The organism is Aquidulcibacter sp. (genome assembly GCF_044346625.1).
In the GTDB taxonomy this organism is placed as follows: domain Bacteria; phylum Pseudomonadota; class Alphaproteobacteria; order Caulobacterales; family Aquidulcibacteraceae; genus Aquidulcibacter.
The window spans coordinates 1-12,067 of sequence record NZ_JBIIYV010000073.1; the positions used below are offsets into that span (position 1 = coordinate 1).

12 protein-coding genes are annotated in these 12,067 nt (G+C 54.9%); 4 read left to right on the forward strand and 8 right to left on the reverse strand.

Annotated elements, in window-relative coordinates; translation table 11 throughout:
• Positions 1-421, forward strand: a 421-nt coding sequence (locus ACIQ20_RS13835) for an MFS transporter (RefSeq protein WP_395781261.1), incomplete at its 5' end; no start/stop codon positions are given.
• The gene (locus tag ACIQ20_RS13840) at positions 418-2,925 is read left to right on the forward strand and encodes a ligase-associated DNA damage response DEXH box helicase (protein WP_395781263.1); all 2,508 of its coding nucleotides are present in this window, start codon (positions 418-420) and stop codon (positions 2,923-2,925) included. The genes ACIQ20_RS13835 and ACIQ20_RS13840, both read left to right, overlap by 4 nt.
• Here ACIQ20_RS13840 and ACIQ20_RS13845 read toward each other — a convergent pair.
• The 4 genes from ACIQ20_RS13845 to ACIQ20_RS13860 form a co-directional block, all read right to left on the reverse strand.
• Positions 2,911-3,264, reverse strand: a complete 354-nt coding sequence (locus ACIQ20_RS13845) for a cell division protein ZapA (RefSeq protein WP_395781265.1) — start codon at positions 3,262-3,264, stop codon at positions 2,911-2,913. The two genes, ACIQ20_RS13840 and ACIQ20_RS13845, sit on opposite strands and share 15 nt — an antisense overlap.
• A 136-nt stretch (positions 3,265-3,400) precedes the next feature.
• Positions 3,401-3,709, reverse strand: a complete 309-nt coding sequence (locus tag ACIQ20_RS13850) for an aa3-type cytochrome c oxidase subunit IV (RefSeq protein WP_395781267.1) — start codon at positions 3,707-3,709, stop codon at positions 3,401-3,403.
• 23 nt (positions 3,710-3,732) lie between these two features.
• The gene (locus ACIQ20_RS13855) at positions 3,733-4,737 is read right to left on the reverse strand and encodes an alpha/beta fold hydrolase (protein ID WP_395781269.1); all 1,005 of its coding nucleotides are present in this window, start codon (positions 4,735-4,737) and stop codon (positions 3,733-3,735) included.
• A gap of 67 nt (positions 4,738-4,804) precedes the next feature.
• On the reverse strand, positions 4,805-6,151 hold the full coding sequence (locus ACIQ20_RS13860; protein ID WP_395781271.1) for an ABC1 kinase family protein: 1,347 nt from the start codon (positions 6,149-6,151) through the stop codon (positions 4,805-4,807).
• 142 nt (positions 6,152-6,293) lie between these two features.
• On the opposite strand from ACIQ20_RS13860, the gene ACIQ20_RS13865 reads away from it, so the two are divergent.
• A complete protein-coding gene (locus tag ACIQ20_RS13865) occupies positions 6,294-7,058 on the forward strand; it encodes a glycosyltransferase family 2 protein (RefSeq protein ID WP_395781273.1) in 765 nt (254 codons plus the stop codon).
• Positions 7,059-7,061: 3 nt separating this feature from the next.
• Here ACIQ20_RS13865 and ACIQ20_RS13870 read toward each other — a convergent pair whose 3' ends face one another.
• The 4 genes from ACIQ20_RS13870 to ACIQ20_RS13885 all read right to left on the reverse strand — a co-directional run bounded on the left by ACIQ20_RS13870 (position 7,062) and on the right by ACIQ20_RS13885 (position 11,574).
• On the reverse strand, positions 7,062-7,697 hold the full coding sequence (locus ACIQ20_RS13870; RefSeq protein ID WP_395781275.1) for a TetR/AcrR family transcriptional regulator: 636 nt from the start codon (positions 7,695-7,697) through the stop codon (positions 7,062-7,064).
• Between the two features lie 501 nt (positions 7,698-8,198).
• Positions 8,199-9,197, reverse strand: a complete 999-nt coding sequence (locus ACIQ20_RS13875; RefSeq protein WP_395781277.1) for a transglutaminase domain-containing protein — start codon at positions 9,195-9,197, stop codon at positions 8,199-8,201.
• The gene (locus tag ACIQ20_RS13880; RefSeq protein WP_395781279.1) at positions 9,197-10,162 is read right to left on the reverse strand and encodes an alpha-E domain-containing protein; all 966 of its coding nucleotides are present in this window, start codon (positions 10,160-10,162) and stop codon (positions 9,197-9,199) included. The genes ACIQ20_RS13875 and ACIQ20_RS13880 overlap by 1 nt, the downstream gene beginning before the upstream one ends.
• On the reverse strand, positions 10,159-11,574 hold the full coding sequence (locus ACIQ20_RS13885) for a circularly permuted type 2 ATP-grasp protein (RefSeq protein ID WP_395781283.1): 1,416 nt from the start codon (positions 11,572-11,574) through the stop codon (positions 10,159-10,161). Before ACIQ20_RS13885 ends, ACIQ20_RS13880 begins: the two co-directional genes overlap by 4 nt.
• 303 nt (positions 11,575-11,877) lie before the next feature.
• Between ACIQ20_RS13885 and ACIQ20_RS13890 the strand changes: the two genes are divergently transcribed.
• Positions 11,878-12,067 (forward strand): AAA family ATPase (locus ACIQ20_RS13890; protein ID WP_395781281.1); only part of this gene is annotated, 190 nt, incomplete at its 3' end.

Here is a 12,067-nt window from a genome sequence, read left to right on the forward strand (position 1 = left end):
TACGATTGGCGCGGAGCTTTCGCTCACCTTCAATACAATCCTGTTTGGCATTTGGGGGGCAGGGGCTTTGTCCTATTACGGGATTGCGGTCGCCCATTTGGGGGACCGCACACCCAGAGCGGAGCTGGCTGCTGCCAGCTCTGGTCTCCTGTTTGTTTGGGCAGCGGGAACCATCATTGGCCCAGCTATCGGCGGCCTCTTGGTTGAGGTAACGGGCAGCGCGCTCTCCATCTTCTGGCAAGCCGGCGTGGTATCGGCCATCATGGTGCCGTGGGTCTTGTGGCGCACAGCGCGGCGTCCTGCAGTCCCGCGCGAAGACAAAGTGGGATTTGGCCCGGTGCAAACGAACTCGGTCCTCGGGCAAATTTTGGCGATGGGGCGGAAGTCGTCTGACGGCGAGGAACCCCATACCAAACCATGAGTGCCTCCGCGCTGCCAACAGCCTTTCAGGCTTGGTTCACGGGACGTAACTGGGCCCCACGTGCTCATCAGCTTGATCTTTTGGCTGCCGATCAAACTCGGGAGCATAGCCTCCTGATCGCACCCACGGGGGCTGGGAAGACTTTAGCGGGCTTCTTGCCCAGCCTGATTGAACTGGCCGAGCTTGCCCAACAGCCGCGAGGTCTCCACACGCTCTATATTTCGCCACTCAAGGCCTTGGCGGTCGATGTCGAACGCAATCTGATGACCCCCATTGGCGAGATGGGACTGCCCGTACGGGTGGAAACGCGGACCGGTGACACACCAGCCACGAAACGACAGCGCCAGCGCTATGATCCCCCTGACCTCTTGCTGACGACACCTGAACAAGTCGCCCTATTTGTTGGCATGCCAGATGCGGCCAATCTGTTTCAGGGGCTCAAGCGGATTATCATTGACGAGGCCCATGCCCTTGCACCGACCAAGCGCGGAGATCTTCTGGCATTGGGGATGGCAGCTTTGCAGCGCTTTGCCCCGTCAGCGCGCCGTACGGGCCTTTCTGCTACGGTAGCTGACGAGGCGGGCTTATCTCAGTGGATTGCGCCACAGGCCGGTTCTGAGGCCCGCTTTGCCCGCATTGTGCGCGGGCCAAAGGGCGTGGCCCCCGATATCTCTATGCTCTTGTCTGAGGAGCGCATTCCTTGGGCTGGGCATACGGGACGTCATGCTATGCAAGAGGTCTATCAAGCGATTGAACAAACCCAGATGGCTTTGGTTTTTGTGAATACACGATTTCAAGCTGAACTGGCCTTCCAGGAACTCTGGAAGATCAACGAGGCCAATCTTCCAATCGCGCTGCATCATGGCTCACTCGATGTGTCGCAGCGCCGGAGAGTGGAAGAAGCCATGGCGCAGGGCCGTTTGCGCGCCATTGTTTGTACCTCAACTCTCGATCTTGGGATTGATTGGGGTAATGTCGATTTGGTGATTCAAATGGGGGCACCCAAAGGCTCTTCTCGCCTCATTCAGCGGATCGGTCGGTCCAATCACCGGCTCGATGAAGTCTCCAAGGCAGTTCTGGTACCAACCAATCGGTTTGAAATGCTAGAGTGCCAAGCCGCCCGGGATGCGGTCTTGGCGCAGCACCTTGATGGTCCTGTTCCCAGACGCGGCGCGATCGATATACTGGCGCAGCATATTATGGGATGTGCTGTGGGTGCCCCTTTTTGTCCCGATGAACTCTTCACAGAGGTCACCTCCGCAGGACCCTATCATCTGTTGCCGCGCGAACAATTTGATCGGGTCTTGGGCTTTGTAACCGATGGCGGCTATGCCTTGAAATCCTATGACCGATTTGCCCGATTGATCCGCGACGGGCAGGGCCGCCTCCTATGCCGCAATCGTGAGGCCGCGCGGGCTTGGCGCATGAATGTGGGCTCGATTGTGGCAGAGCCGGTTTTGAAAGTCCGCCAAGTCTCTCCAAACCGCTCTCGCCGACCTGGAACGCCAGCGGGGGGCAGTACATTTGTGGGCGGCCGTGTTGTCGGTGAGATTGAGGAATACTTTGTCGATGGCTTGTCGCCCCGCGATACCTTCTTGTTCGCGGGCGAAGTCTGGCGCTTTGAAGGGGTCTCGGGCACCGATTGTCTGGTCAGCAAAGCGCATGACCAATCGCCAAAAGTGCCGTCTTGGGCAGGCGGTAAATTCCCGCTCTCGACCTATCTAGCGGGCCGTGTGCGCACCATGATCGCCAACAGAAGCTATTGGCCGACCTTGCATCCGCAGTTGCAAGAATGGCTGCAGATGCAAAGTTACTTTTCGATTATCCCCCAAGAGAAGGAAATCTTGGTGGAAACATTTCCACGCGGCAATCGCTTCCATCTCGCGTGCTATCCGTTTGAGGGCCGTCTAGCCCATCAAACACTCGGCATGTTGTTGACCCGCCGACTTGAGCGGCTCGGCCTCGATCCTTTGGGTTTTGTTGCCAATGATTACGCCATATCGGTTTGGGGGCAGAAGGATATGGCCCGCGTAGATATGAACCAGTTGCTAGATCAAGATATGCTGGGTGATGATCTGGAGGAATGGCTGGAAGAAAGCGTCTTGATGAAGAGGACGTTTCGCACATGCGCAGTCATTGCCGGTCTGATAGAGCAAAACCAAATCGGTAAGACCAAGACCGGCCGGCAAGTTACCTTTTCGTCGGATTTGATTTTTGATGTGCTGCGCCGCCACCAGCCAGACCATATTTTGCTGGAGGCAGCGCGCTATGAAGCAGGTGAGGGACTTTTGGACATTAGGCGGTTGTCTGAATGTCTGACGCGCATTGCAGGCCAAGTCCGCCATCAAAAGCTCGACCGGATTTCACCCTTTGCGGTTCCACTGATGCTGGAAATTGGCAAGGTGCCCGTCAATGGACAGGCGCTCGAGACAATTCTCGAAGAAGCTGCAGGTGATAGTTTATTGCGGGAAGCAATGGGCCCTGATGGTTCAGGCTTGCTCTAGCCGCGCTGCCAATGCCTCCAGTCGACCAGCTGCACCGTCCAAGGCTGTAGCCGGGGCTGGATCAAGGGCAGCCTGGGCAGCTTGTGCCCGAACATCACTCAAGCGCGCAATTTCCGCTTCAGCTTTGTCGAGACGTACTTTCAAATCGTGCATCTCGTCAGCAACGATCAAAGCACCCATTAAGAAAAGTCGTTGATCACCAATTTGTCCGACAGAACTGGCTAGGCGTTTAACATGCTCATCGAAATAGCGGGCCAAGCGCATGACATGGTCTTCTTGGCCTTCATCACAGCCAATCGCATATCTGCGTCCATTTATTTCAATCTGTACTTTGGCCAACACACGGCTCCATGGGTTCGGTCAGACTTAAAACCGGTTCTGGTCAAAACGCCAGTGTTTAACCTGCATTGGAATGGGGATTTTAAGTGACCCCTGGGCCTACCCTTGCGGTTAGCCGTGCGGCTGGAAGGCCGCTTTAAATGAACATGCCGACGACTGTCGAAATGCCACCCGATATCAAGCCGATGATGGTGATCAAAACCGACGTAATCGTGAAGGCACTACCCATCTTCATGCCGAGGCCCGCCACGACCGACAAAGCGCCACAGCCCAGAACCGCTTGCAACCAAGGCACATCAGCGCCCCAGATCAGGGCCATACATGCCACCATGGCCGAGATCAGGACACAACCCCACTGTGTTGCAACCAAAAACGACTGATACATGGCAGATTGCTCTGCGATTTCCATTTCGCCGTGTGCATAGTGATCGTCGTGGCTGGCCATATGAACTCTCCGTTATGCCTCTCTTAGCCGCGCATCGGGGTCTTAGGCAAGATGGAGATGCCAGCCAAACTGGATTCCAATGCTGCAATGGTTGCCAAAGGTTGGTCTAATAGCAGGTGATGCTGCGCTTCAGGAATGGTCACAAAGCCTGTGCCTATTGGAAAAATCGTCTTCATATAGTTGAAGACACGATCTTCCATCAAAAATGAGTTACCGCCTCGCATGACAATGGTCGGCACTTTGAGGCGACTGGCGCGCTCCGACATGATCATGGGCGAAAAGCTATTCCACAAGAATGGGTCAAACTGCCACGTCCAGCCCCCCTCAACCTGTTTCAACGAGCCCCGTGCAATATGGTCCAAAGCCCAATGGTTTTCGCAAGGCTGAGGCGGGGCCAAGCGAAAGCGCGCCAAAGCCTCGTTTAAAGTGGAATAAACTCGATTGGGGGCTGTCCGCTTGGGTGGGCCCTTCCATTCTTCACCCGGCGGCTCGATCGGGCTGTCGAGCAAGATAAGCCCACCCACCTGGTCGGTGGCCTTCAGCGCCGTGTAGATTGCAGGCACGCCACCAAAGGAATGGGCCACAATCACCGGGGCTTGACCACTTGCGGCAAGGTCCGCCTGATCACAGGCCCCTAAAACCTCGTCCGCAAACAAGTCCATCGTGTAGGTTTCACGCCAGTCTGAGCCACCCATACCGGAAAGGGACAGGGCCGCGACGCGATAACCTGACTTGGCGAGAAATGGCGCGATAAAACTCCACCAGCCCGCATGTGCGCCATTGCCATGCAATAAAAGCACGCCCGGTTGGCCAATTGTGCCCCACATCAGCAGCTCTAACTTTGCCCCATCGACGTGGAAGTGCTTAATTTCCGGCGCGTGCGCGATCGCGTCCAATGCCCAAGCGGGATAGGTTGGACGTTCACCGCCATAGGCTTCTAACGGACCCCTGTCGCGGCTGCCGTCGGAGACTTCTGGCACGGACGAAAGTTCGGAACGAACAAGATTATTGGGGCTAGCCTCTGTCATGCTCCCGACTTGGCCTAAGGCGGGCGCTTGAGCAAGCCGTGACCTTGCGTCAAGGGCCGCTAAGATTTCAGCGTAAGCCAACTCGCTGCAAGGCCTGATCTTGTCGCGCGCCGAGGTCGGCCTCGTTAAAGCCTGCGATAGAGTTCTGGAACAATTCATAGAAATTGAGCTTGGCACCCAAATGTAGATAAGCCGCACCTAAACCAATGGCCGCGCGGTCCATAAAGACAAACTCACGCGGGATGGTCACGGGACCATGTTCTTTCAACAGATTGCGCACTTCAAACGCTTCCTTGCGCCCATAATCGCCGGGAGCTACACCGTCCGCGACGGTGCGTACGCGGTTGTCGAGAAGAGGCGCATAAATAAACCTTGCCCACAGATTGAGGACTTCAGCGAGTTTCCGTGTCAGTCCCTTAAAGCCCCAAATCTCATAAGCGGCCATGGTGCCTTCAAAGTCATCGCGCTCCAGCGAAAGATAGAGCTGCACGACGCCTGCGACAAAGCGCGGCGGGAATATCCGCACACAGCCAAAGTCTAAGAGATTGAGCCGGTCGGCGCTGGGCGTCAGCGAATAATTACCCAAATGAGGGTCACCATGGATAACCCCTGTTGCCATCATCGGCACCCACCAAGCTTTAAACAATAAAGTCGCGATGCGGTCGCGTTCTTCCTGCGGCGCATCTTTAAAAGTCAAAAGCGGTGCGCCGTCGAGCCAAGTCATGGTCAATAGCCGCCCAGTTGACAGGCCGTCGATCGGCTCTGGGCAAGTGATGTCTGGCTGTACAGCCAATAGATCGCCATAAAGCCGCATATGTTGGCGTTCGCGTGTGTAATCGAGCTCTTCGCGCAAGCGATCAGAAACTTCCTCGACGGCCTCACTCGGGTCTAGGGATTTCTCAAAAGGTCGAAACAATCCTAGCAGGGACTTGAGTTGGGAAACATCAGACTCAACCGCACTCGCCATGTCTGGATATTGCAATTTGCACGCGACCAATCGGCCATCATGGAGCGTAGCGCGATGGACTTGGCCAAGCGAGGCAGCGTGTGCTGCTTCGCGCTCAAAGCTCGAAAAACGGCTCTCCCAATCGGGCCCCAATTCGGCGCGCATCCGCCGCTTAACAAAAGGCCAGCCCATGGATGGCGCGTTGGATTGAAGGGCGGCTAATTCTTCGGCGTATTCGGGCGGCAAGAAGTCGGGAATAGTGGCCAATATCTGGGCCACTTTCATCAAAGGCCCTCGGGTTTTGCCGAGGGCTTGGCGCAGCGCGACCGCAATCGTCTTGTCGGCATCACTGCCGCCGACCAACCTTTGGGCCCCAAACGTAGCCGCAGCCGTACCCATATTGACCCCAACACGGGCGACCCGGCTGAGCCGGCCACTTAATCGATTGCGCTCACGATCTTCGCTCATGTTCTCTATGTAGAGCGATAGCCTGCCCGAAGCGAGGGTTGGTTATCAGTTTGGGGTCGGCTTGCGTTGCACAATCAAGCCCTCCATCTCGACGGGCATGCTGGGGCTCTGCTAGGGATGGGGTCCTTGAAGGAATCGCCCAATGACATTGCCCCTATCGATTTTTATCATCACCAAGAATGAAGTGGATCGGCTTGGGCCAACGCTTGAATCTGTGAAGGGCCTATCGAATGATATTGTGGTGATAGATTCCGGTTCGACCGATGGGACACAAGAGTTAGCAGAGCGTTTGGGCGCCCGGGTAGTCTCTAATCTTTGGCCGGGCTATGGCTTGCAAAAGCAATTTGGCGAGGATCAGTGCCGCCATGACTGGATGCTGAATATTGATGCCGACGAAGTTGTAACGTCAGAGCTGGCAGCCTCCATCGAAGCGACCCTAGGTAGGCCGGATCTTTCGCCATGCGGGTTTGAAACCGATATTATCGAGATGTTTCCAGGCGAGGCCCGCCCCCATGCTTGGGCTTTTCGGCTAAGCCCAGTTCGCCTTTATCATAAACAGGTTGGCCGCTATTCACCTTCGCCCGTGCATGACCGTGTCGATATGATGAAGGGAGCCCCCGTACACCGCCTGCAGGGCGTGATTGAGCACCGGTCGATCCGTTCGCTGGGTCATGAATTAATCAAGCTGAATGCCTATGCCGACATGCAAGCCGATGATTTGGACAACAAGGGTCGCAAGATCGGCGCGGCACGCTTGGTCGCAGAATTCCCGCTTGCCTTTATGAAGGCTTATATCGCGAGAAGACATTTTGTGCGTGGGCTCTATGGCTTCATGACAGCCATGAATTACGCATTTTATCGCTATTTGCGGCTTGCCAAATATTGGGAACGCCGCTTGGGACGCTAAGCTTTAGGGCTTAACGGCCCAGCCCCGCCAGAAGCCTTCGACATGGGCGGCCAAAAAGGCGTCGACGTCAAACTGCGCTTCTTCAGCTTCGCCAAAGGTTGCCATCATCATCGCTACCGCTGCCACTGGCGCGCAGAATAATCGCGTGAGTGTTGCCGCATCTGTGCCTTGGGTTTCCGCGGCCGCTAGAGAGCGCTCAAATAAGTTTTTGATGGATGCCTCGACGGGGTCGATGAAGCCATGGCGCAGAAAGGCAGCCAGATCCGGGAATCGGTCTGCTTCGCCCACTGCAATTCGCCATGGTGCCAAGGCACCGGGGGCGCTCAAGGCAATCCGGGCATCTTGGACCAATTGGTTCAGCAAAGGCTTTGTTGGGCCGCGGTGTTCGTCGATCAAACGGCACGCGCCTTCGATTTGGTCGGCGAGTACGCGCCGCACCAATGCTTCAAACAATACCTGCTTTGAGTCAAAGTAGCGATAGACAATAGGCTTTGTCACGCCGATTGCCGAGGCAATGTCGGACATTCGAGTGCCTGCGTATCCATTTTCAGTGAATAATCTCGTCGCTTCGATAAGAATTCGTTCGGCGCGGTCCTGAGCTGCGACCGCCGGTCGGGTATTCAATTTACCTTGTGGCATACAAAATCCTCCACTTTTAAAATTCGTTTCTCAGCTTTTACATTGCGTCGCGCACATGAAAAGGCCTAATTTGCATTAGTTACCATAGGAGAACATTGCTTTTTAGGTATTTTCCTGTGTTTCATTGGAAATCATTATTTGAATTAAGTAATCAGCAGGCACCATCCAGATTCTATTATCTGGAGAATCGGCTCTTTAGCACCTATTCATTTTCCGTTCAGAAATGATATAACTTTTGGTAACCTAATTGGGGAAATCGTCAAAAGACTTTGACAAGTCGCTGAGGCTCGGAAATTTTATCACATTGATTATAGTGGCATAAAATTTTAGCCCGCTGTGCGGATTGGGGAAAGCCCCTGCCAGTGCAAAGTCAGGGGTGCGCTTTGGATTTCACCCCAAGCGGGTATTGATTACAATGGCACATTGAATCGCAAGCATATTTCAGCACGCCTGGTGCCAGTTCAATCTGGCGACATCGGCTTGGTCGTCGGTTACTGCAAATTATTGCTGCTGCTGCTCCATTTGGTGCTGCATTTCGAGTGCAACGGCCCTTTGGGGCTTGGGTGCGGCGATAAATTGATCTGGCCGGCTCCTTGGAGATCGCACTACTTTTAGGAAGTCGCTGTCTAGGGAGAGGCGCTCGGCTTGGCGAACATGCACGTCCACTTCCAGCACGCTATCCGCATCACCCTTCAAAACGCCCCGGGTCGGGGGTACATCGGCGTAGTCGCGGCCATAGGCAACCACGACATGGCGCTCATTGGCCAGCATGTCGTTGGTTGGATCAAATCCAACCCAGCCTTGTTCGGGTAAATAGCATTCAACCCAAGCATGGGAAGCATCTGGAACCGAGCGGATTTGGGTATCCTGCTCGGTCCTCGCCAGATAGCCAGACACGTAGCGCGATGGCACGCCCCAATGGCGGGCCACCGCCAACATGATATGCGCGAAGTCTTGGCACACGCCCTTGCGGTGCTCTAGCGCAGCATCAATCGGGCTATCGGCGGCGGTAAAGCCTGGCACATAGTCAAACGCCCCATAAATCTCTTTATTGAGGATGCGCAGGCCGGTCAGCGGATCAGGTGGCAGCACCAAAAGGTCCCGTTCACGCATGAAGATTTCAAGATGACCCGATCCGTCCACAAAGGTCGAAGGGCGCATCATGTCATAATAACGGCTACGCACTTCATCGCTGCGCAAGTGGGCCCAGGCACCTGGATCAACTTTCACGGGCAGAGGATCGGTCCGTTCATAGGTCTCAACCATAGCCCTTGAGCGAATAATCAGCTCAGTATGTTTGGCCGGTACGTCAAAATGATAGACGATATTCCCGAGCCAATCTCGATACGTCATCATCTTGGCTCGGGGCTCGGTCACAATATCAAACCCAACTAGGCGTTGCATCGGCAAGGTCAGCGGCTGCAGCCACAATTCCATCACGCTTTCACGTACAGGTGCCGAATAGGTGTAGCGGGTCTCGTGCGTGATCTCGAGGCGCATCAACGCACTCCCAAAGTGCTGGTTCCAGGCAGTCGGTCTGCCAAGGAATAGCTGATAAAGGCCGCATGAACGGCCTCAGAGATGGCGATACAATCGTCAGCGACTTGGGCGATAAAGGCTTGGCCGTTCTTGCCCGTAACTTCATCTAACACCGCAAAATTTAGCCGTGCTGCTAAGCGACCAGACAAGCGGGTACAGGTCTCGCGCGCGCGCTCATCGGCCAGCGCACCAACCGCATCGATATGTTGGGCAATCGTATTGGCGCAAAAGCGCAAGGATCGTGGAAAATAAGGGTCTAGCACCAAGAAATCGGCAATCTGATCGCGCCGAAAGGTCGCAGTCTTCACCCGCAGATAAGGTTCAAGACCACAACACATCCGCAACAACTGAACCCAACCGAAATCGCCAATGGCTGTTTGCTTCTCGCCAAAATGCAGGTCAAGCAAGCGGACAATCAATTGTGCGCGTTCGACAGTGCGGCCCATCGACAGGAAGTGGAAGCCCTCACCATGGCTCATGGTGCCAGAAACAATGCCTTTAAAGGCATGCAAGTCATTGATCGTTTCTTCAAAGAAGCCAGACGAAATTTGACCAAAGTTTCGCTTAGTTGCGGTCTCTCTCACCCGGAAATAGAGCCGGTTTAGACGCTCCCACATTTCGGTGGTGATTTGATCGCGAACTTGGCGGGCGTTTTCCCGCGCTGCGAAGACAGCGGTATGGATGGAAGAGAGATCGCCTTTGCCGCCAAAGGTCAAAAGACGTGCCTCTTCTAAAGCGTCCATGCGCGCAGCCATGGGTGCGGCACCCAAGGCCCGCATGGCACGCTCTGTCGTCATTTCAGCCTCTTCTGCCCCGGCCTCAAGCCCGGCAGTTAGGGTGATTTGAAGCACCCGGCAGGCATGTTCAGCACGCTCAGTGTAGCGGCCGATCCAATAAAAACTATCTGCAACGCGCGATAACATCATGTCCGTGTCCGCCCATCGCTTGGACCTGATAGAACCCAGGTATCTTTAGAGCCGCCGCCTTGGCTCGAATTCACGACCAGCGAGCCCCTGCGCAGAGCCACGCGTGTCAAGGCCCCAGGGGTTAGGGTCATCTTAGCGCCACACAAGATGAAGGGGCGCAGATCGACGTGGCGGGTTTCAACCGCGCTATCAATATAGGTCGGTGCGGTTGAAAGCGAGATGGTCGGCTGGGCGATATAATTATCGGGGTCTGCTTTGATTTTGGCAGCAAACTCCTCAATCTGCGCTTTTGTAGCGTGGGGTCCGATCAACATGCCATAGCCGCCACTCTCGCCAACCGCTTTGACCACCAATTTGTCGAGATTGGCCAAAACGTGCGACATCTGGCTTTTCTCACGACACAAGAATGTCTCAACAATATCAATGATCGGGTCTTGATCGAGGTAATGCTTGATGATTTGCGGGGTGTAAGCATAGACAGCTTTGTCATCGGCAACACCCGCACCTGGCGCATTGGCAATCACGACATTGCCCGCACGATAGGCGTTCATCAAACCTGCGACACCAAGCGTGGAATCGGGCCTAAATGCCAAGGGGTCTACAAAAGCATCATCGACGCGGCGATAAATCACGTCCACCCGCTTCAGACCTGACGTCGTGCGCATGTAAACAACATTGTCATGAATGGCTAAGTCGCGCCCTTCGACTAAGGGCGTTCCCATCAGGCGCGCCAAAAAGGCATGCTCGAAGTAAGCAGAGTTAAAGACACCAGGGGTCAGCACTACGACAGTGGGGTCTGGCTGATACTCACTCGCCAAGCTCTTGAGCATAGCTAAAAGATCATCGGGATAGGTCTCAACCGGGCGCACCCGTGCTGCACGATAAAGGTCTGGAAAGGCACGCTTAACCGCATCGCGGTTGGACAGCATATAGGAGACGCCTGAAGGGACGCGAAGATTATCTTCTAGGACCACATAGGCACCATCTTCGCGGCGGATCACGTCGGTGCCGCAGATGTTGACATAGGCACCATGGGGCACCTCGACGCCCAGCATTTCACGACGATAATTTGAGGAACCTAGAATCAAGTCCCGAGGCACATAGCCGTTATTGATGATGGCTTGGTCACCATAAATATCAGCTAAGAATAGGTTTAGGGCTTCTAGCCTTTGCTTAAAGCCGCGCTCTAACTTGTCCCACTCCGCCGCCGGAATAATGCGCGGTAGGATATCGGTTGGGATGATCTTTTCTGTCGAATCTTCGTGGCCATAGACGGTGAAAGTCACGCCTTGGGCCATAAAGGTGCGGTCAATATTGGCTTGTAGATCGCGCAGGCTTTGCGGGGTCGCTTGGCTTAAGCGACTATAGAGACCAGCCCAGCCGGGACGTGGGTCGCCCTTGGCGTCAAACATTTCATCATAGGCAGCCCCCAACTGATAGCCCTCGAAAGGCCCTTCTTGGCCGGGGCGCGGTGGCGCAGCCATGTCACTTACTTTGTCAGGCGCGCGCGCCATGATGTTTCCCCTTGTACGACCGCACTCCACGGGCGAGAGCGCTTTCTGTCAAGCGGACTGAGTGTGTCTTGCGCAGGCCTGCCTAAAAAGCAGGCAGATCGAACTTCATACAAGCTCGGCAAACAGCACTTGCTCCAACCACCCCATGCCTGTTAGCCTGTCGACAAGCTGACAAAAACAAGATGATCAGGAGTGCTAGGGATGCGGTTTGAGGGCTCAAAGAATTATGTGGCGACGGATGATTTGAAAGTCGCGGTCAATGCTGCCATCAAATTGGAGCGTCCCTTGCTAATCAAGGGTGAGCCGGGAACCGGCAAGACTGTTTTGGCAATTGAAGTGGCGAAGGCATTGGGTATGCCGTTGTTGGAATGGCATATCAAATCGACCACAA